General features: G+C 63.6%; 28 protein-coding genes and 1 tRNA gene. 14 read left to right on the top strand and 15 right to left on the bottom strand.

The features are described from left to right. Positions 1–74 precede the first annotated feature (74 nt). Genes LB555_RS23630 through LB555_RS23620 form a run of 3 tightly spaced genes read right to left on the bottom strand, consistent with a single transcriptional unit; the run spans position 75 to position 1,483 of the window. The gene (locus LB555_RS23630) at positions 75–740 is read right to left on the bottom strand and encodes a terminase large subunit domain-containing protein (RefSeq protein WP_224683905.1); all 666 of its coding nucleotides are present in this window, start codon (positions 738–740) and stop codon (positions 75–77) included. Continuing rightward, positions 727–1,116: a hypothetical protein gene (locus LB555_RS23625; protein WP_224683904.1), complete on the bottom strand. Its 390-nt coding sequence runs from the start codon at positions 1,114–1,116 to the stop codon at positions 727–729. Before LB555_RS23625 ends, LB555_RS23630 begins: the two co-directional genes overlap by 14 nt. Further along, positions 1,109–1,483: a hypothetical protein gene (locus LB555_RS23620; protein WP_224683903.1), complete on the bottom strand. Its 375-nt coding sequence runs from the start codon at positions 1,481–1,483 to the stop codon at positions 1,109–1,111. The genes LB555_RS23625 and LB555_RS23620 overlap by 8 nt, the downstream gene beginning before the upstream one ends. 306 nt (positions 1,484–1,789) lie before the next feature. On the opposite strand from LB555_RS23620, the gene LB555_RS23615 reads away from it, so the two are divergent. Then, positions 1,790–2,059: a hypothetical protein gene (locus LB555_RS23615; RefSeq protein WP_015317042.1), complete on the top strand. Its 270-nt coding sequence runs from the start codon at positions 1,790–1,792 to the stop codon at positions 2,057–2,059. A 98-nt stretch (positions 2,060–2,157) separates the two neighbouring features. Further along, complete coding sequence (locus LB555_RS23610) at positions 2,158–2,463, top strand: hypothetical protein (RefSeq protein ID WP_015317041.1); 306 nt, start codon at positions 2,158–2,160, stop codon at positions 2,461–2,463. A 48-nt stretch (positions 2,464–2,511) separates the two neighbouring features. Here LB555_RS23610 and LB555_RS23605 read toward each other — a convergent pair whose 3' ends face one another. Next, the gene (locus LB555_RS23605) at positions 2,512–2,940 is read right to left on the bottom strand and encodes a DoxX family protein (RefSeq protein ID WP_140620672.1); all 429 of its coding nucleotides are present in this window, start codon (positions 2,938–2,940) and stop codon (positions 2,512–2,514) included. A 606-nt stretch (positions 2,941–3,546) separates the two neighbouring features. On the opposite strand from LB555_RS23605, the gene LB555_RS23600 reads away from it, so the two are divergent. The 4 genes from LB555_RS23600 to LB555_RS23585 all read left to right on the top strand — a co-directional run bounded on the left by LB555_RS23600 (position 3,547) and on the right by LB555_RS23585 (position 5,056). After that, complete coding sequence (locus tag LB555_RS23600) at positions 3,547–3,726, top strand: DUF3606 domain-containing protein (protein WP_015317039.1); 180 nt, start codon at positions 3,547–3,549, stop codon at positions 3,724–3,726. Positions 3,727–3,973: 247 nt separating this feature from the next. After that, the gene (locus LB555_RS23595; RefSeq protein ID WP_015317038.1) at positions 3,974–4,417 is read left to right on the top strand and encodes a GFA family protein; all 444 of its coding nucleotides are present in this window, start codon (positions 3,974–3,976) and stop codon (positions 4,415–4,417) included. Between the two features lie 112 nt (positions 4,418–4,529). Then, positions 4,530–4,766, top strand: a complete 237-nt coding sequence (locus tag LB555_RS23590; protein ID WP_023782817.1) for a DUF982 domain-containing protein — start codon at positions 4,530–4,532, stop codon at positions 4,764–4,766. Between the two features lie 44 nt (positions 4,767–4,810). Continuing rightward, positions 4,811–5,056, top strand: coding sequence for a DUF982 domain-containing protein (locus LB555_RS23585; protein ID WP_224683902.1), 246 nt, complete (start codon positions 4,811–4,813; stop codon positions 5,054–5,056). Between the two features lie 67 nt (positions 5,057–5,123). Here the strand turns inward: LB555_RS23585 and LB555_RS29350 are convergent, their stop codons facing one another. After that, a complete protein-coding gene (locus LB555_RS29350) occupies positions 5,124–5,258 on the bottom strand; it encodes a hypothetical protein (protein ID WP_263489265.1) in 135 nt (44 codons plus the stop codon). Between the two features lie 91 nt (positions 5,259–5,349). Then, entirely contained in the window at positions 5,350–5,646 is a 297-nt protein-coding gene (locus LB555_RS23580; protein ID WP_140716212.1) for a hypothetical protein, read from the bottom strand. Positions 5,647–5,834: 188 nt separating this feature from the next. Here LB555_RS23580 and LB555_RS23575 point away from each other — a divergent pair, with 188 nt between their 5' ends. From LB555_RS23575 to LB555_RS23545, 7 genes are all read left to right on the top strand, one after another. After that, positions 5,835–6,743, top strand: coding sequence for an alpha/beta fold hydrolase (locus LB555_RS23575; RefSeq protein ID WP_140725408.1), 909 nt, complete (start codon positions 5,835–5,837; stop codon positions 6,741–6,743). 382 nt (positions 6,744–7,125) lie between these two features. Beyond that, on the top strand, positions 7,126–7,422 hold the full coding sequence (locus LB555_RS23570; RefSeq protein ID WP_140618060.1) for a hypothetical protein: 297 nt from the start codon (positions 7,126–7,128) through the stop codon (positions 7,420–7,422). A gap of 35 nt (positions 7,423–7,457) precedes the next feature. Then, positions 7,458–7,531: transfer RNA gene (locus LB555_RS23565), tRNA-Gln, on the top strand. A 203-nt stretch (positions 7,532–7,734) separates the two neighbouring features. Beyond that, the gene (locus LB555_RS23560; RefSeq protein ID WP_224683901.1) at positions 7,735–7,980 is read left to right on the top strand and encodes a hypothetical protein; all 246 of its coding nucleotides are present in this window, start codon (positions 7,735–7,737) and stop codon (positions 7,978–7,980) included. Positions 7,981–8,188: 208 nt separating this feature from the next. After that, complete coding sequence (locus LB555_RS23555; RefSeq protein ID WP_224526784.1) at positions 8,189–8,479, top strand: hypothetical protein; 291 nt, start codon at positions 8,189–8,191, stop codon at positions 8,477–8,479. 139 nt (positions 8,480–8,618) lie between these two features. Continuing rightward, positions 8,619–8,825 carry a hypothetical protein gene (locus tag LB555_RS23550; RefSeq protein WP_015317029.1) on the top strand — a complete coding sequence of 69 codons (207 nt, stop codon included), beginning with the start codon at positions 8,619–8,621 and terminating at the stop codon, positions 8,823–8,825. Positions 8,826–8,934: 109 nt separating this feature from the next. After that, positions 8,935–9,201: a DUF982 domain-containing protein gene (locus LB555_RS23545; RefSeq protein ID WP_224683900.1), complete on the top strand. Its 267-nt coding sequence runs from the start codon at positions 8,935–8,937 to the stop codon at positions 9,199–9,201. 28 nt (positions 9,202–9,229) lie between these two features. On the opposite strand, the gene LB555_RS23540 is transcribed toward LB555_RS23545, so the two are convergent. Together LB555_RS23540 and LB555_RS23535 are read right to left on the bottom strand one after the other, a co-directional pair. Then, a complete protein-coding gene (locus tag LB555_RS23540; RefSeq protein ID WP_041163410.1) occupies positions 9,230–10,306 on the bottom strand; it encodes a sensor histidine kinase in 1,077 nt (358 codons plus the stop codon). A 93-nt stretch (positions 10,307–10,399) separates the two neighbouring features. Next, positions 10,400–10,642 (bottom strand): hypothetical protein, encoded by a 243-nt coding sequence (locus tag LB555_RS23535; protein ID WP_015317026.1) that lies wholly within the window; start codon positions 10,640–10,642, stop codon positions 10,400–10,402. A 265-nt stretch (positions 10,643–10,907) separates the two neighbouring features. On the opposite strand from LB555_RS23535, the gene LB555_RS23530 reads away from it, so the two are divergent. Further along, positions 10,908–11,216: a hypothetical protein gene (locus LB555_RS23530; RefSeq protein ID WP_224683898.1), complete on the top strand. Its 309-nt coding sequence runs from the start codon at positions 10,908–10,910 to the stop codon at positions 11,214–11,216. A gap of 319 nt (positions 11,217–11,535) precedes the next feature. On the opposite strand, the gene LB555_RS23525 is transcribed toward LB555_RS23530, so the two are convergent. The 7 genes from LB555_RS23525 to LB555_RS23490 form a co-directional block, all read right to left on the bottom strand. Then, on the bottom strand, positions 11,536–13,518 hold the full coding sequence (locus LB555_RS23525; RefSeq protein WP_224683896.1) for an AI-2E family transporter: 1,983 nt from the start codon (positions 13,516–13,518) through the stop codon (positions 11,536–11,538). 122 nt (positions 13,519–13,640) lie between these two features. Next, complete coding sequence (locus tag LB555_RS23520) at positions 13,641–14,720, bottom strand: D-alanine--D-alanine ligase family protein (protein ID WP_224683895.1); 1,080 nt, start codon at positions 14,718–14,720, stop codon at positions 13,641–13,643. Between the two features lie 22 nt (positions 14,721–14,742). Beyond that, positions 14,743–15,360 (bottom strand): C39 family peptidase, encoded by a 618-nt coding sequence (locus tag LB555_RS23515; RefSeq protein WP_140665763.1) that lies wholly within the window; start codon positions 15,358–15,360, stop codon positions 14,743–14,745. Between the two features lie 82 nt (positions 15,361–15,442). Further along, complete coding sequence (locus tag LB555_RS23510) at positions 15,443–15,958, bottom strand: hypothetical protein (RefSeq protein ID WP_224683912.1); 516 nt, start codon at positions 15,956–15,958, stop codon at positions 15,443–15,445. 453 nt (positions 15,959–16,411) lie between these two features. After that, a complete protein-coding gene (locus LB555_RS23500; protein ID WP_140725390.1) occupies positions 16,412–17,236 on the bottom strand; it encodes an outer membrane beta-barrel protein in 825 nt (274 codons plus the stop codon). 47 nt (positions 17,237–17,283) lie between these two features. Next, positions 17,284–18,000: an outer membrane protein gene (locus LB555_RS23495; RefSeq protein ID WP_140618048.1), complete on the bottom strand. Its 717-nt coding sequence runs from the start codon at positions 17,998–18,000 to the stop codon at positions 17,284–17,286. Between the two features lie 228 nt (positions 18,001–18,228). Next, positions 18,229–18,876, bottom strand: a complete 648-nt coding sequence (locus tag LB555_RS23490) for an outer membrane protein (protein WP_224583711.1) — start codon at positions 18,874–18,876, stop codon at positions 18,229–18,231. Between the last annotated feature and the right edge of the window lie 136 nt (positions 18,877–19,012).

Raw genomic sequence — 19,012 nt, 5'->3', positions numbered from 1 at the left:
CCCCCTCTCGGGCCGCTAACGCGCCCACCTCTCCCCCGCCTCCGGCGGGGGCGAGGAACCCAGGTTTTGAGAGGTCACCCCTTCCCCATCCTCTCCACCTCCCCCGCCGACAGGAACAACATCACCACGTCGCTCATGCCCAGCAGCGGCGTGAAGGTGACGATGGTGATGCCGCCGGTGGCGTTGGTGCGGGTCAGGCCTTCGGAATAGATGTCGAGCGGCGGCTCCTCGTCGAACCAGACGCCGTGCAGCGTCTCGCCCTGCCATTTCTCGCGACCTTTTTCGTAGCTCTTGAACGACAGCACGCTCTCGCCGGCCTGCACATCGCCGCCGCCGCCATGGCGCACCACGACGCTGTCGAGCGCACCGGGCGCGCCGCGCCCCATGATGGTGTCCAAAATGGCGTCGGCCGGTATCATGCCGGTGCCCCATGCCGCCTGCTGCTGCGGCGGGCCGACCAGCACGCGCTGCGGGTTGTCGCGCGTGCCCTCGCCGGTGACGCCGGCGGCCCACAGCCGTACCGGCGTATCGAAAACCTTGCCGTGCCACCACGCGGGGTAGCGGCCGGTGAGGTGCATCGCCCATTCGGCGCCGCCTGCTTTTGTCTTGCCGAGCTGGTTGCCGGCCATGAACAGGCGTTCGCGGTTGGCCGCGCCAGCGGCATGAAATTCGGCCTGGCGCTGATACGGCTTGTAAGAAGCCAGTTGGTTGGCGCGCGTTCTGCGGTCAAGCTCCGCCAACAGCGCCAGATATTCGGTTCGGGCCGAGATCAGACGGCTCCTCGAGGAACGGTTTGACAACGGTTTCAAGGGCGCGGATGCGGTTGCGTATCTCGTCATCGCTCAGGGCGTCCAGTTGGTTGACGGCGACACCGAAATCCTTGGGCAGCACCGACAGCACGATCTTCAGATACTGGTCCGGCTTGTCGGTCCGCACCTCGGCGAGGACACCGGCGCCATGCGCCTGAAAATCGGCCCGCACGGCGGCCAGGAAATCGTCGCCCAATGTTTTCTTGGTCCGCTTCGGCCGGGGTGTCCTCGCGGCTACCGGACTGGCAGCGGGCTTGCGCGTTGCCGCCCTGGCCTTGCGGCGCGCCGGCCCGGTTTCATCAGTCATGGGTCCGCGCCCCGACATTGACATCACCGGCGGCGGCCTTCGGCGGCGCCTGCCTGGCCCGCTTTTTCAAGCGGGCGGATTTCTTCCTGGCCTTTCCGCGCTTCGGCTTCGCGGCCTGTGCGGGCCTCGCCACAGGCCTTGCAGCCTTGAGCCGCGCCATGGCGAGACCTACGAGCTGTGCGCCGATACCGGCCGGCGGAAAGCAGAAGCCACCGGCCGCATCGCGCACCATGCCGATCAGCACGCCGGCGGGAACCGCCTCGACACGGCCGAGGCGCGCCACCGGGCCGGCGCCCTCGAATTCGCCTATGGCGCTGACGATCTCGCGGCCGTCATCGCCGGTGATGATGCTGGCATAGCGGGGCATGGGATTTCTCGCATCTCGCGGAAGCGGCGCTCTACGGCGCCACCGCATCGGCAGGCAACCCAACCAGGGGCCAGAAACACAAAACCCGCCTCGGCGGCGGGTCGGTGGCGCAAATCAGCACCATGGGTGGATTTATAGCATCGCTGCCCTCACCGGTCAATGCAAAATAGGAAAAAATTCACATTTCCCGAGGGGCATGATCCCGGCGGCTGACATTTATCCGGCTGTTCATGAACCGGCACCTGTGAAATCATCAGCGCCAGCTCATGGAATGATTCCCGTCGCACGGCCTTGTGGGAGAGGACGATGGACAGACCAGCCATGGCATCCGTCTTCAGGATGCGGCACGCTCCGGCCACGGTTTCCGGTGTGCGCAGCACCGGCCAGGGTCAGGCCGATCCGGTCATCCGGGTGCACTCGCTTGGCGAAGCGATCCGCTTCGTCGCCAACGCTTACCCCAATTACGACATCGGCACCGTCGCCATAGATTGCGGCGACCCTTCGATCCCGCGCCTCGGCAGCCTGGAAGTCAGGGCGCTTTGGCGCGAGTATGGCGAGCGCCTGACGCAGGAGTAGCACCTGACCGCTCACGATCGGCGCGCTGGTTCCCGCACGCCGGCCGGATCGGAAACGCCGCTGATGCGTTCCACTGCGATCAACGGAGGGAAAAGTCCATGAACGTCGCCAATCTGCAACTCGAAGGCCTGCTGATGGCCGTCGCCTCGATCAACCACGTCCTGGTCAAAAAGGGGGTGCTGACGTCGGAGGAGATCGACATCGCGCTCCGCAAGGCCGAGGCGTCGGAAACCGGCGAGGAGCGATCGGACGGCATGTCGGCGTCGAACCGCGACGCCGTCAATTTTCCGATCCGGCTGCTGGAACTCGCCAACCAGTGCCAGCCGGAGGCCGACATGCCGTCTTTCTCGAAGCTGGCCCGCATGGTCGGCCAGATGAAGGAGCCCTACAACGATCAGATGTGAGATCCCTGCCCCTGGCGGACTCCTCGTGCCCTGCCCCCGGCATGCTCATTACGCCCTGCCCGGCCATCCCAGGTTCAGCGCCAGAATTCTTCCAGGTCCGTGGACCGCCGCGAACAGCAGTCCGGCCAGGAACGAAAAATGGTCGACGAAGAAACCGAACTCGGCCTGGTTGCCGGCCCAGTGGCTGGGTCCGTGGAAGGCAAAGGCAAGGAACAGCACATAGGCGGCGGCGACCAGGGCGGCTTGGGTGAAGAAGGCGCCGCTGAGGAAACACAGCACCAGGGCCACCTCCAGGATTGCCGCGCACCATGCCAGGAAGAGCGGGAACGGAAAGCCCGCGGCCGCGATATAGCCCGCCGTGGCCTCCATGCCCAGGAACTTGAAGGTCACCGCCATCAGGAAGACGGCGGCGAAGATCAGGCGGGCGACGAGAAGGGCCGCGGTCTGCCACGGCGATTGTGCGATTTGGGGCGACATGGTTGTTCTCCAGCTTCATCAGCCCCAAGGACGCACCGCCATGTGCCGATCCGACATGCCGGGCAAAAATTTTCACCGGTTCCGGTTTGACGCCCGATGCTATGGCAGCGCACCGCTCGAAGGAAGAAGCAAGACCGCTTACCGGCAGGCACAGCTTTAGAAATTCTTAATGATCCTGAAACTTGTCCGTAACCCTGATCGTGATATTGTTAGCCGGGGCTAATGCACAGCTGTGTCTGGTGCACGATATGGGTGGGTGGGTTTTGGGCGCAAGCGTCAGGCTGGGGACGAAGTCCTATCTGGTCCGGACACCGGTTCTGGAGTGCGAAGGCTGCGGCGGCACTGGACAGGTTTTCCAATGCCCGCGCTGGACGAGTTCCAGCGGCCTTTGCTGCCCCGCCGGCACGCATCGCCGCGGCTGTCCCGGCGCCAGCGCGCGCTGCGCCCAATGCAGCGACACCGACAGCACCGGCCCGACCTCTTCATCGGCCTAGGCTGAACTGGCGTTGCTCCGCGATGGAACCAGCATCGCCGATCCGTGTTATGTGTGACCGCGACATATAGGCGTCCGCGCGACCATGCGGCTTACAGAAAGTGAGGCCCGACATGCCTGACGACAAATCCAAGACCAAACAGGACCGCAAGCTGGTCTCGAGCGAGGAAACTTACGAGGTCGCGGCCTTCGCGCGCAAATACGGCATTCCGCAGAGCGAGGCCCAGACCATCATCAAGCGCTACGGACCCTCGCGCAAGAAGCTCGACAACCACATGGCCGCCCGCGGATAGAAGGAGCGGCCGCAAGGCGGCAACCAATTCGCCGGCATGGCGTTGAAGAATGCTGCGGGCCGCGTCAACCGGGCTCGGCGGTACGGTGAACAGGATGTCTTTTTCCCGGTTTCTCATCCTGGCCAACGAAATGGCAGACGAGCATCTGTCCCGCCCGGCCCGCGGCATGCCAAACTGACGGAGCCGGCCATGGCTGGAGCAGCCCTATGGCAGGCAAAGCCAGGCTGGCGAAACGGAGGGCGCAACCATGTCCGACACAACACGCAGGACCGGCAGTTGCCTGTGCGGTGGCGTGCATTTCGTCGTCAACGGCCAGCCGTCGCGGGTTGGCCTTTGCCATTGCAAGGATTGCCGCAAGGCGGGTGGTTCGGTCTATTCGGCCTTTGCCATCTGGCCGCGCGATGCGTTCGAGACATCGGGCGAAGTCGCCAGCTACGGCACACGCAGCTTCTGCCCGACCTGCGGCAGCCGCGTCGCCTGGGTCGACGACAACGAGGCCGAGGTGATGCTCGGCAGCCTCGACGTCGCACCGACGGATTTGGCACCGCAGTATGAATTGTGGACCGGCCGGCGCGAGACCTGGCTGCATGCCTTGCCCGACGCCGAGCAGTTCGAACATGATCGGCCGCAAGCACAGGATGTCGATCCGCCGGCGCCCAGGCCCTTGTCGGACGCCGTCGCGCGCGACTGAAAGCATGGTTAGAAATTGATTGTCCGGGCCTGGAACCCTCCCCTGTCGTCGACGTTATCCGGCGCTTCCTCGGTGCATGTCGGCCGATGTGCCTGATTCATGGAGACGACCGTTGAACGACAAGATGTTTCCCCGACCGATCCGCCTGAAATTCGCTCCCGAGCGGGAGCGCGTGGTGCGCAGCGCCTGGGAGGGGCTGGAATGCCTTGGCGACTGGCCGGCCGGCCAAGGCCGCCGATACCGGGCGGCACTGCGCAGCTGCCGCGATGCGCTGGACGGCTGGACGCCGGCGGAAAAGGCGATGCGGGCGATGATCGACGCCGCGCGCGAGGCGCGCATCCTGCAATGAGGCCCTGGTAGCGGGCAATGAGGACCCAGTAGCGGGAGAAACCAATGGCCGGTTTGATGCTGTCGACACCGCTGCGGGTCAAGCCTCATGGCTCGGACACGATCCGCGAGGTGGCCACGCTTCAGGACGCCAGTGAAATCCTGATCGACTGGCCACAAGCCAGGCGCGGCCCCTTCTACCAGACCGCCCGCGAAAAGATCGAGTCGGTGCTGGCCAACAATGAGGGCGCGGCACAGGCGCAGGAAGCCTTCACCGCGCTCTGCGATCACGCGGGCCTTCTGGTCAGGTAAGCCAAGGCACCCTGCAAACGAAAAGCAGGCGAACTCGCCTGCTTTCTTGTGCGGAACCGCTTTCGGGTCATTCCACTGGCAGATCGCCGTCCACGATCGGGTGGGAGGCCTCGAAGCCGAAGCTCTTCGGCGCCGTCAGCATCAGGACGATGACGATGGCAATAGAGGCAAGCAACGCGGTGGTACTGGCAACATCTCTCACGGCTCCATCCTTTCCAGATCCGGTTTGTCAGAGAAACGTTTCCTGATCCGCGAAGTTCCTCCGCCGTCATGACAATGCTGCTGAACGATCTCTACTGCTTTGGCGGCTGGGGCGGCACCTCGCCCGGCTTGATGACCGGCGTCTTGCCTTCATCGGGTGCCGGCGCGGCCATGCCCTGATCGCCTGTGGGGGGCGGTTTCAGCACGCCGCCGCAATCGTTGAGCTTCTCGCTCAGGTCGCCGCTGCCGGACTGCTGCTTGCCGCCCTGATCCGTTTGTGCCCGGCATTTGTCGGCCTGCTGGTTCGGCGACTGCTGGGCCGTCTGTGCCGCTGCCGGCAATGCCAGGGCCAGCATCGCGGCGCATGACGCAATGACGAGGGATTTCATCTCGGCCTCCTTCGTTGAAGCCGCCCCACGGCGGCCTTCCGTTCACGGGGACAACGTCCGCCGGCCCAAAAGGTTGGCCCAAGGGATTGGGGGAGAGCTTGCGCGGGATCGGCCCGTTGCGGCCGGCGCTTGCGAAGGCGCCGCAACCAATCCCGTTCTCCAGCCGTTGCCTGTGCCGGAGGCCAGCCATGTTCGAGCATTTCCAGCCTATAGACGTCGACATCGAGGACGCCGGCATCTTCGTGCGCCGCGCCGGTGCCGGACCGGCGGTGCTTTTGCTGCACGGCTTTCCGCAAACCCATCTGATGTGGCGCGATATTGCGCCGCTGCTTGCCGATCGTTTCACCGTCATCTGCGCCGACCTGCGTGGCTATGGGCGCAGCGCCTGCCCGGCCTCGAGCGCCGATCATGCTCCCTATGCCAAGCGGGCCATGGCATCGGAGATGGTGGCGATGATGGCCAGGCTCGGCTTTACCAGCTTCATGGTCGCCGGCCATGATCGCGGCGGGCGCGTCGCCTACCGCATGGCGCTCGACCATCCCGGCCGTATCGAAAAACTCGCCGTGCTCGACATCGTCCCCACGGCCGACGCCTGGGATCGGGCCGACGCCCGGCTGGCCCTCGGCTTCTGGCCGTGGTCCTTGCTGGCACAGCCCGAACCCTTGCCGGAAAAGATCCTGGCGGGCGCCGCCGACGCCATCGTCGACAATGCGTTGGGTGGCTGGGGGTCGTCGCCCGATGTCTTTCCGGCCGGCATCCGCCAGGCCTATGTCGAAGCCTTGCGCGACCCCGCCCACCTCCACGCGATCTGCGAGGAATACCGGGCCGCGGCAACGCTGGACCGCGATCACGACCGGGCGGACAAAGCCGCCGGCCGGCGCATCGCCTGCCCGGTGCTGGCCTTGTGGAGCGGGCAAGGCGCGCTCGCCCAATGGTATGCCAGCGAAGGTGGGCCGTTGGCGCTCTGGCGGAACTGGGCCGACGACGTGCGCGGCCGCGCGATCTCGGGCGGACATTTCTTCCCGGAGGAGGCGCCCGCGCAAACGGCAGGTGCGCTGATCGATTTCTTCGGCGGGCTCAAGTCGGATGCCGGTTAGCCACCCGCCACCGGGCACCTCGGATCAGCCGGCTGGTTCCTCCGCTATATCCTCGCCCTCGGGCTCGCCGGGCCGGAAAGGATCGGGCATTCGCGGACATTCCTCGAACCGATGGTCGCGGCCGCCGCAGAAGGAGCAGCACATCGCCTCGCGGCCCTCGTTTCCGGGCCGCCATTGCGGTGTTTCGTAAGGTTTCCTGCCGTCCATGCCCAGCAATGCGCGACGCCTGATTTGGTTGCGCGGCGCGCAACGCGCGCCCGGCAAGGCCCGTCGCGGAACCAACGGACACGATAGGGGGTTATGTGCGACAATGCATGCGGCCATTCCCCGGCGAATCCGGGCCAGCCGCGTTCGCAATTCCGTCAAACCGAAGAGAACCATCATGTCCGCTCGCGTTCCGACCCTGTTGATGGCCATGGCCGTCGTGCTCGCGGCGACCGGTCTGGCCGATGCCCGGCCCGACAGCCGCTCCATGGGCTGCGCTCAGATCCGGGCCATGATCCAGAACCACCGCGCCGTGGTGCTGACCACTGGCCCCAACACCTACGATCGCTATGTCAGGCAGTTCGGCAACGAGTGCGACTGGCCTGAAGTGCCGATGTCGGCCTATGTCCCGTCCCGCGACGGGGACTGCCCGGTCTATCGTTGCGAAGAGCCGGTCAACAATTTCCCGAATTGACCGCAAGCTGCCTGGGCGCCATAACGTGCCGGCTTTCCCGCTTCGTCTAATGGTAGGACAGCGCCCTTTGAAGGCGTGAATCGTGGTTCGAGCCCATGAGCGGGAACCAGGCAGCTGCAAGCCAACGAGTAGCCGGAACCAGGTCGGGTAGCTCCCGATCCTCTCCGATCAATGATGCCGTGATCCGGGACAGGAACCGGCCGGTATCCGGGCAGGAGGAAGGTGGCTTCCTCCCTGGACCTCCGTCGCGATTGACGGCCAGGTAACGTTACGTTAACTTTAATTTAGCTTAAGCTAAACTAGGGGGATCTAATGAAGATGGTTTTCATTTGCCTGGCGATTGTCCTCGCCGGCTCAAATGTCGCTGCGGCACACGAAAAGAAGGCGACCGTCACCGCCTCGAAGGCATGCGCTGGTCTGTCGATCAAGGCGGCGGTGGCAGCAAAATTGGACTGCATAGCAACCGGAACAGCAACGTCGACCCCGACCGACGCAGCGAATGCCAAGCCGCGCCTTGGGTACCAAAACCCTTGGACCATGTCCTCGTTTGGCCTTTGATGTTCCCGGAATTCTGGCTGCCCAGAGGCGCGGAGACCGAAGCCGCCGGGCTTTTGATAAGGCGTGAGTGCGCCGTCAGATCTCGGTCCTGGCCTGTTCCCGCCTGAGCTTCTCGACAATCGGACCATCTGATTGGGGTCACTTCCTCCCGTCAGCATGAAACCTTGCGGCCTGTTGGACGTTCATCGTCGGCCAACAGGAGAGTTTCATGGATCCGGCAACCGCGGCGGTGATGATCATGCTGTCGTGCAACGCATCGCTCTGTCGGCCCATGGAGTCGCGCCCGGTCGTCTATTCATCGATGGCGCAGTGCCAAGCGGCGCTTGAAATCAGATTGGCACCGTGGCCGAGCGGCGAAATGGTCGGCCGGTGCAAGCAGGTCGACCGGATGGCGACCGGCTCGATTGCCCCGGAAGGCTATGCCTCGGTTCAAGTCACGCGTGGAATCGGCGGCGATGCGGTCACCACCAGCTATTTCGTTCCGAGAGCCGACGACTGAATCAGAGGCCGGACGCCGGGGCTACCGGGCAGTTGGTGATTTCGCCCGCGGTCGGCAGGTGTTTGAAGCGAACCTCCTGAAACCATTTCATGGACCCCGCGTTGACGACCGGGGCATCGCCAGACACCGGAGAGAGTCCATGACCGTCAATTGCCGCATATCCATCGACAACAGGCCCGACGCCACCAATGTTACTTTCCAGGCGGTGCCGCGCATTGGCGAGAGCGTGTCCCTGTCGGTCGACGGAAACCCACAGGATCTGCGGGTCTCGCGCGTCGTGCACGTTCCCAACGGTGGACTGGAAGGCGCCGCGATCATCGTCGAAGTGACGACCAGCATCCTCTAGGGATTGGTTCGCGCGGAGATGCCCGAAAGGCTCACGCTACAGTGATCGGCGGCGATGAAACCTCATGCCGCCCAACGCGTTCCACGGGCTAAACATGGTCTAGGTTCCAATGCAAACTGCATGGTTCTCCAAGCCCGTAGTCGTTTCGGTAGGCGTTGCCGGAGCCATCCGCAACCTGTCCAACACACAACAGGCGATCGAGCTCCTGACCACGCATTGGCGCGATGCCGGGAGCCTGAAACATCAGTCCGCGTTGCGCGCCTGCCGCAGGGCAATGAGCGGCGACTTGCCCCCCGAAACCGCCAGGGAGGCCTTTGTCGAGGCCGCGCGCGAGGCGCATATCCTGGTCGAGCAGGTGCAGCCCGACAGGAAATAGGGGGCGGCGTCCAGACCGGCGGATCACCCTAGATGCCGAAACCCGGCGAAACACCATCGGCCTCGCTGCCGGCCTGCGCCACGATGATGGAGGCCAGGGGCGCGCTCAGCTGCCATTTGAGATGGCCGGGGGACCGCTCCAAAATGGCGGAGCCACCGAGCGACTGCGGCGCCACACGCTGCAGCACGACAGTGCCGAACCCCTTGCGCGTGGTCTGATCGCGCCGGTCGCCGGGATGCGGTTCGCAGTTTTCCTCCCAGGTCAGCTGGAATTCCCGTTCGCCAGCGGAGCCGGGAGCATGCGCTCCCGAGCCGATGGTCCAGGTAATCTCGACCCGGCCGCCTTCGCTGCCCAGCGCGCCATACTTTGATGAGTTGGTGCCCAGTTCGTGAAAGGCCATGCCGAGGTTCTGCACCGCGTTCGACTGCAGCGTCAGGACCGGGCCGGAGAGCAGGATCTGCTCCTCGAGGCCGAAGGGCTTGAGATGTTCCTGGATAAGGTCGAACAGGCTCGCCCCCGCCCACTCGGAGGTGACGAGCAGATCGTGCGACCGCGACAGTGCCATGATGCGGGCGCGGATCAATTCCTCGAACTCGCCCGGACCATTCGAGCGCTTGCTGGTCTCCCTGACCATCGACAGGATGACCGCGAACTGGTTCTTGACCCGATGGTTGACCTCCCGCATCAGCAGCCTGATCCGGCGCTCGCTTTCCTTGGCGGCGGAGATATCGCGGGCGATTTTCGAGGCGCCGATGATTTCGCCATCGCCGTTCTTGATCGGCGAAATCGTCAGTGAGACCGAAATCAGCGCTCCGTCCTTGCGCTTGCGCGTCGTCTCATAGCTCGCCACGCGGTCGCCGCTGCGAATCTTGCTGATGATCTCGGTCTCCTCGCTCTTGAGGTGATCGGGAATGAGCATGAGGACGGATTGGCCGATCGCCTCCTCGGCGGTGTAGCCGAACATGCGTTCCGCCGCCTGGTTCCAGCTTTGGATGACGCTGTTCAGGTCCTTGCTGATGATGGCATCGAAGGAGGAATCGACAATTGCCGCGAGCCGGGCGTCGGCGGTCGCCCCCTGTCTGTCGCTGCCATCGATGTCGTTCATCGCCACCCGCAATTGCATCTTTCCCGATCAGATAAGGCGCAAACGGATCAAGGCAATCGCCGGCGCGAGAATGGAAGGCTTACCGCGAAAGTTTCACTCCGCCTGTTCCGGCGGGGCCTTGCCGTCGCCATTGGGCAGGAGCACGCCGAACTCCTGCGACTTGGCGCCCACCTCGGCCGTCAGGAAGCCATCGGAGGCAAGGCCACGGCGCAGCAATTCGCGTACCGCCGCCGAGCGGCTGGGCATGCGTTTGTCGAAACGCCAGTTTTCCAGCGCGGCCAGTTCATCCTGGGTCAACATGATCTGCAGTCGTTCCGGGCGTTCCAGGTCAGCCATGTGCGCCTCCAAGCGCAAAGATCAGGCGAGTTAGTAACCGTCTCATTCTACTTACAGTTAGGAATTTCGGCATCCTGCGTCAAGCGCGGTCAGTGGGTGAATGCAGCGTCGTACCAATGATGATCATCCAACGCAGGTTGCCCATTCGTGTAACTATGCTAACTAGCTGTTTTTGTTTACACTTTTTTCACTTTTAACTTGCCACGCGCCGCCATGGGGCGCATCCTGCCAGCTTGAGGAAACCAACTCGCTTTGGGAGGTTTCAATGCGATACGATTATTCCACGCGACTGCGTGAAGACGTCTATGCGAGCGTCCGCGCAGCGTTCAAGACCGCGGGCATCATCAACGTGTCGGTGGTGGCGGAAAGGATCAGGGTCAGGAACCTGGCCGAGAACGTCGCCCTCGAGGACATTGAACATCTGGTCCTGCAGGCTGCACAACTGGTTGGCGCTGCGATCGAATTCGACGCTTTGGGCAACGGATTGGCCCCGCCTGGAACCGGATTCGTCGAGAACCGTGATGAGAGCTCGATGATCCCTCTCGCTCTACATCGATCAGGCTCGATGCAATAGCCAAAAGCGCCAAGGTGCGACGGCTCCATGCGGCATGGAACCAGTCCGGCCTTCGGAGATTACCGCACCGTCCAGCAGAGGAGGACGTCGTGAAGGTCCTGCGCAGTCTGCTTGCCGAACTGTCGTCCAGCTGGCTCCAGCGCCGCAAGGTGCAGAAATCACTCGCTGGAAATCCAGTCAAACCCGTTTCCCGCGTCCCCCGCCAGGCCGCGACGGTGAGGCCGGTACACAAGCCAAGGTCGCCCTCCTCCCGCGATGTCGCTTCCAATATGTGAACGACCGAGATCGACCCAGTCTCGGAGATCACCGGCACCCACGGCTAGGTCGAGGCCGCCGAGGCCTTTCGGGAGGTGGCGCGCTGTCGCCGCATCCGGCGTTTGGCGACGAGCTTGAGGGCAATTGGCGGCTCGTTCGACAGCGCGCCGACCACTGCGTCCACCATGCCATGCGCCACGAAATCCGCGTTGATGTCACGGGCGAGCTTTTCGGCCGCTTCCTTGTCCTCATTGGCGGCTTGCGACCAGAATACGATTCCCACCCTCAACGCCGCTTTTGCCCGCTTCAGCCGGCGAACCAGAAACCGGGCGTGCTTGATGGAATCCCGGTTCAGGAAGCCGACCACCACGGTATCGATGGTTTCGAGCTCGAGACGGCGGATGTTGGCGGGTTCCATATCGGCAAAGCCGGCCTTCGACACCGTCGTGCCCTGGACTTCCAGCACCTGTGCCAGCATCGCGGCGGCGGCATCGTCCAGTTCACCGCGCCCGCCTGTGCAAAGCACCGACAGATCCGTGCCGTCGGGCAGTTCGGTCTCGTCTTCGCGGGAAGGATCCTTGTCATCCGGCTCCTCTTCGGCCGCCGACGGGCCATCCTCTTCCTCTGCTTCCTCATGCGCACTGTCGTCGAGGTTTGCCACCATCACCAGGGCGCTCTCGGCCACCTGACGCCTTTGCTGGTCGCCCATGACACCGCGCGCACGGTCCTGCTCGCCCAGCAGGAGGGCGGGAATGGCCACCTTGTCGTAGAACTCGACCAGATATTTCTCTTCCAGCATCTCCTCGGCGTGGTCCGTGGCTTCGTCAGGGTCACCGGCCAGCAGACGCTGGTAGAGGCGTGCGTGGGGTTCGAGCACGGGCTCGTTGCCAAACAGGACATCGAGGAACTCGAACTGCGGCACGTGCCTGCCCAGCACCACCAGGCACACGGTGAGCGGTGTTGACAAAACCAGCCCGAGCGGGCCCCACAGCCACGTCCAGAAGATGGCCGCAACGATGATGGCCAGGGACGACAGCCCGGTTCGCGAGCCATAAAGCCAGGGTTCCACGACATTGCCGGTGATCAGTTCCATCACCACGAACAGGGCGGCTGTCCACAGCACCAGCGACCAGCCCGGCGCCACGGCCAGCGCCAGGAACAGCGGCAGCAGCATGCCGATCGCCGGGCCGATATAGGGAACGAAACGCAGGCCAAGGGCCAGCAGCCCCCACAGCAAGGCATTCGGAATGCCCAGGATCCACAGGCCGGCCGCAATTGGTACGGCGTACACGATGTTGACGACCAATTGCATCAGCAGGTACCGGCCAACACGCTTGCCGGCATCCTGAAGCGCCTCGGTGGTACGGTGAAGGTCCCCATACCCGACAAGGCGGATGAAGCGGTCGCGCAAATCCTCCCGCTCCAGCAGCATGAAGATGACGACGACGATGATCAGCCCGGCCGATCCGAGCGGGCTGATCAGCGGCCCGACTATGTTCTGCAGAACCTCCAGGGGTCTTTCGCGCGAGACGATCTCGACCGGCACCGGTTCACGCGGCTTTTCCGGGGTGGCGGCCGGCGGCGGCGTCTCCTGCCTGTCGATCTCCTGGCCGACACGTTCGACCACCTTGCTCAACCTGGCAATGATCCCTCCCCCAACGCCAGTCTCCTTGAGCGAGCGGACCTTGGTCAGGATGTTGGCCTGGTAGACCGGGATGTTTTGCGCCAGTTCGCTGACCTGCGTGGCGACGATGAAGCTGAACAGGGCAAGTGCGGCGAAAGCCCCCAATACGCTGACGATGACGGCGGCAATCCGGGGAATACCGGCCCGTTTGAGCGCGGACACAAGGGGGGCGAGCGCGAAAGTCAGCAACAGCGCGATCGCTATCGGCAGGAAAACCTCACGCCCGAAATACAACGCTGCCACCGTGGTGACGATGGTGGCTACATTGGGCAACGACGTTCGGGGGTGCGGGGCGGCGGGCGAAAGAATATCCTCCAAGCCATGCGCGGGCGACGCCATCCCGTTTCGACGATTGGCCGCCATTCCATGCCTCCCCTGCCAGTCCCATGATCGGGCATATAGAGCCGGCCAGCAACATTAGCCAGAGGTGGAAAGACACGCCGTCCAAAGGGCGGTTTTTCCGATACGGCGGCCGCTGACTCGGATCAGCGCGCGCCGTGCCGCGCCAGCGCATGCTCGATCAAGATATCGATGACCTCGCTGTAGCCGATGCCGATCGCGGCCAGCGCCTTGGCGTACATCGATATGTCGGTGAAACCGGGCAGCGTGTTGACCTCGTTGACCAGCAGGGAGCCGTCGGCGCGCAGGAAGAAGTCGACGCGCGCCATCGCCTCGCAGCCGAGCGCCTTGAAGGCTTGCCCAGCCATTTCCCTCGCCCGGTCGATCACTGCTGCCGGCACATCAGCGGGCACTTTGACCACCGCGCCGTCGGCGTCGAGATATTTGGCCTCATAGGTGTAGAAGCCGTGCTTGCCGGCCGGGATGATCTCGCCGGGCAGCGACACCGTGAGCGAGCCGTCGGCCCGTTGCAGCACCGAGCACTCGATCTCGCGGCCTTCGACGAACTCCTCGATCAACGCCTTGCCGTCATAGCGGAAAGCCGTTTCGACGGCCTGATCGAAACCATCCCGGTCGTTCACCTTGCTCACTCCGAACGACGAGCCCTGGCGCGCCGGCTTGGCGAAGAATGGCAGCCCCAGCGCCCCGGCGATCTCCTGGAAGGAACCGACGTCGTTACGATGGACGGTGACCGAGCGGGCGACGGCAAGCCCGGCTCCGTGCATGAGCCGCTTGGCGACATCCTTGTCCATGGCCGCGGCCGAGGCCAGGATGCCGCAGCCGACATAGGCGACGTCGGCAACCTCCGCATAGCCCTGCACCGAGCCGTCCTCCCCGAAAGGACCGTGCAGCACGGGGAAGACGACATCGACCGGCGCCAGGTCAGCCCGCGTTCCCGTAGGCGACGCTGAGATCAGCCGGCCCTTGCCGCCGGGCAGCAGGGCTATCTCCACGCCATCCTGCGACACTGGAGCTCCCGCCCGTTCGCCGATGGCCTCGGACGCCGGCTGCAGCAGCCATCTGCCCTCCCTGGAAATGGCGATCGGCACCACCTCGTAGCGCGTCCGGTCGATCGCCTTCAGCACATTGGCGGCCGAAAGCCGCGACACGTCATGCTCGGCCGAGCGCCCGCCATAGAGGATCGCAACCCTGATCTTTCCGGTCATCGAAATCCCTCAACTGTCAAAATCAAATGGCGACGGCAATGCCGCGATTGGCAAAGAAGCGGTCGAAAGCGGCTGGCGCCAACACTGCGTTGGCCTGTGTGGCACTGGTATGGCCGGATGGGTTGTGAAAGCGGAACCCTTCATCCGAGGCGGCGGTGACCAGAACCAAATGTCCGCCCTTCGACGGCGGCTCGCGCTCGGGCCAGCGGATCGAACTGCTGACCGAAGCGATGAAGAACCGCGACCGGCCGAGGATCGACGGAATGTCAGCCGTCGCGACATCGGTCATCACCTCGGCATCGAGGCCGAATTCCGCCTTCACGAAGGTGACGAAGGGCGCATAGATCAGCCCCTTGATCGAGCCTTCATTGACGACATAGCCGCCATATGGAGTGCATCGCCTGGCCAGTTCGATCGTCGGCACGATCTCGCCGCGCGTCGCCAGGATCATCTTGAGACACGCCATGCCGCAGACATTGGCGGCCCAGGCCGTGTATTCATCGAGCGTGGCAGCGCCTGATCCCTGCCATAGCGGATCCCGCCGCAACGCGGCTTCGGCGCCGTCGGCGAGCACTGCCAGCGTCATGTCAGGCGTCTCCCACTGACTGAAAAACGGCACGGTTTCAGGCAATGGACTCATGCGAACTCCCCGGGTCTTCAACTCGTATACGAGCATACAAGACTGGAGAAAAGCCGCTCGGACCTGTCGAGGCGCGCGGCGTCTACTCGACCTTCGTCCAGCCAAAAACCAGCCAGGCGTATTTCGATTTTTCGTCGGGTTCGGCGGTATAGGTCATCTGGATGTCGCCGCCCTTGGCGTAGATATCAAGCCGGGGTGCCGTGTCCAGCTCCAGCCATAGCGAACTCTTGTTGAAGGACCAGGTTCCGCACCAGATGCAGGAACCTGATGCCGGGTCACCGGGCTGATGGAAATTGTAGCGGCCGTCCGCCGTGATCTCCAGATAGTCGAACGCGCCGTAGAACGCGGTCACCGTCTGCTGGAAGTCATTGGCGGCCGCTTCCTGTTCCGGCGTTGCCGCATCCTTCATGTCGCGCGGCGGCCGGGTGGTCGCGCCGCTGAGTTGCCATTTGCCGACAAAGTCCTTCTGGGTCGGAAGATATTCCTCCTGAGCCCGTGCCGAAGATATATGAGAAATTGTTAATATGAATGGTGTGGCCATGCCCAAAATCGCAAGCAACGGCGCGGCGACACGGATCGCCCTGGCTGGTTTTTGCATAAAAATTGTTTCTCCACGGTGGGCAAGAGATGGTCTGTTCGGGATGTTATTTGGAAAGGCCGCGCGCATTGCTTTGAGGTCGATTCCCGTCCGCCGTTTCCCGGTTAGCACCGCAGCCACCAATCTGGCAACGCAAGGCACGGCTCAACAAGGCTGATTGGCGCCAGTCTCCACCGTCTCGTGCCGCTTGCGAAGGTGCCGGCGCGAGAAAGCCCGCTTGCGGCTGGCAGCCCTGTCATTGACCGGATGTGCCGGTTGTTTCCCGCCTTCTTTCGAGAGCGAAGAGGTCGGTCGGCGCACCGTGCGGCGTCACCTCGCCTTCGAAGCGAAAACCGCGTTTTTCAAGGACGCGCCGCGAAGGCGGCATCGGCCGTGCGCACCAGTCAGATAACCCGCTCGGCATGCAGGTCGAAGGCAAAAGCCAGGCCGCGCCTTTCCAGTCGTGCCGCCGGCTCACTTCGTATTGATCACCGACGCGGCCCGATAGGTGTCCATGGTCGCGCCGTTGCGGTCCTCGTCGAACAGCGTATCGCTGCCGAAGCTGGCGCGCAGGCCGATGACGACCTTGTTGGCTCTGGTGTCCTGCGTAGACGTTTCGAACTTCCTCCGCTCGAATTCATAGCGTCCGAACACCGCCCATGGCGTTTCGTCGAACCGGTACATGGCCTGCACGGCGGCACCGACCACGTCTTCGTTGGTGCCGTTGTAGTCGGTTCGGTTGAAGTCGAGCTCCGCATCGAGGCGAAGATTCTTCCGGACGAAGTAGCGCGCCACCGCGCGTATACCCCATTGGTCGCCATGAAAGTCGCTGATGGTGAGCTGGCCGACACTGGCCTGGCCATAGAGGGTCAGATTGCCGAAATAGAGTTGTGCTTCCGGGCCGACCGCATAGTTGTTTACGGTCACCCCGCTTTCGCCGACAGATGTGTAGGCGGCGAAAATGCCGGCGGCGAAACGGTCGGAATCGCGGTAGAAGCCATGGACCGCACCGCGCGTGTCATCCAGGGGATCGTAATGGCCCCAGATGCGGTCGTAGGTCAGGTCGCCCTGCAAATTCCAGCGCTCGGCAAACGGAATGTTGACGCGCACGGCGCCGCCGCCGGCCCGGGTCGTGTAGTCGTCGCCGACGAAGCGAAGCCCGCCGAGATAGAGTTCGCCGTAGCCCGAAACATGCGGCGTCACCACCGTCTCCGCTGCCAGCGGCTGCTGCGTATCGGCGGCGTAAGCGGAGGTCGCGGCGACCAGCGACGACGCGGCGAAGATTGAAAAGCGATGCATTAGAGCCCTCGAATGCGAATTTCCGGACCAGCGTCCGGCCGTGGAGATCAGAATTTGTAGGCCACGCCGATCCGCAGATCCTGTGTCGTCAGTTCGATGGCATCCCGATTGAGGGGAGCGCCATTGGAGAAGGCGTGGCGCACGGAGGTGTGGCGGCCGAAATCGGCGAACCTGTATTCGCCCCGAACCACCCAATTGTCGGTGACGGCGTATTCGCCGCCCGCACCCAGCGTATAACCCGCGACGGTATCTCGGACGTCGGCATAGGGACCGCCCGGAATGTTGGTGGTCGTGTGTTTGTAGCTTGCCACCGCCAGGCCGCCGGTGACGAAAGGAAGCCAGCGATCGATCGCATAACCGGCTCTGAGGCGCACGGTGCCTACCGCCTCAAGCTCGAGCTCGCCACCAAAGGCGGGGTCGTCGACGCCGAGCGCCCGGTAGAGCGTCGTGTCGTTCACGCTTGCAAAGCTGTAGTCTCCCTCGACGCCAACAACCAATCCGCTGTCGAACTGCTTGTTGTAGCCGGCAAACACACCGCCGAAACCGCCGGACGGGCTGTAACCCCAGCCGTAATTGTCGAAGCTGCCCGGCGCGAAAGTCTGTCCGACCCTGGCGTCGCTCCGGGCATATCCGGCCTGTGCTCCGAAATAGCCGCCGGACCAGTTGTAGCTGGCCGCGACCGGCAAGGTCTCGGTGGGGTCGGCGGCCAACGCCATGCCGGCGGGAACGAAAAGAAAGGCAGTGGCGAGAAGAATCGTTTTCATTGCTTGTCTGCTGTCCCCGGGATGCTGCACCACGACCGACATGGTCAGTGGCGGTCAGTCGAAGCTACGGTGTTGCATTGATCGCCGGCGGCGTCTTGGGCTGGACAGCATCGGAATTGTCTTGGAGCGCGCCGCCGCACCCCGCCCGGCCGGTGTGGCCGTTCAGCATCAGCCGCGGCGCAGGCAAAACCCCGGCGCGGACGCCAGGGTTTTGTTCGAACCGGCGTGTCAGAACTTATAGCTGAGGCCGACGCGTAAATCGTGCGTCTTGAGATCGATGTTCGAAACCGTGCCAAGACCAAAAATCGGCACCGAGAGATCCTCTTTGCCAAAGTCGGAATAGCGATATTCGACGCGGGCGATCCATTTGTCGGTGAAAGCGTGCTCGACGCCGGCCCCAACCGTCCAGCCAAGATGGGTTTCGTCGTGGATTGTTACTGTACCGAGGGGACCACTGCTGACCACACTCATTTCATACTTGGCCGCTGCCACGCCGGCACTGATATAAGGCAACGTCCGATCGAACGCATAGCCGGCCCGCAGCCGGGCCGAACCCGACCACTTGAGTTCGCTCGACAACAACGCGCCGGCACCGGCGAAGGTCCCCACCGCATCGACATTGCTGTAGGCAAGGTCAGCCTCGGCGCCGAGCACGAAACGGTTCGCCAATTCCTGATTGACGCCGATATGGATGCCACCAATAAAACCGTCCGGATCGAAGGCAGCATTGACGTCGGTGCCCCCAATGCCGGCGCCGCCGATGAAGAGATTGGATTTCCCGGCTACGTAACCGAAGTGAACGCCGGCATAGAGGCCGGACCAGTCATAGCCGGCAGCAACCGGCAAGGTTTCGTTGACGTCCGCCGCGGACGCCATGCCGACCGGCGCAAGCGCGAGGATGGTGGCGAGAAGAATCGTTTTCACTGTTTGCTACCCCAATGATGTTGCTTCCCCCGGCCGTGGAAAATACTCCGCGGCGACCCGGGTATCGTCGAGGTTTTGCATTGTTCGC

Source organism: Mesorhizobium sp. BR-1-1-10, from assembly GCF_020165595.1.
GTDB classification, from domain to species: domain Bacteria; phylum Pseudomonadota; class Alphaproteobacteria; order Rhizobiales; family Rhizobiaceae; genus Mesorhizobium; species Mesorhizobium australicum.
Note: the sequence above shows the minus strand (reverse complement) of the source record. Positions and strands in the feature narration are given on the sequence as shown.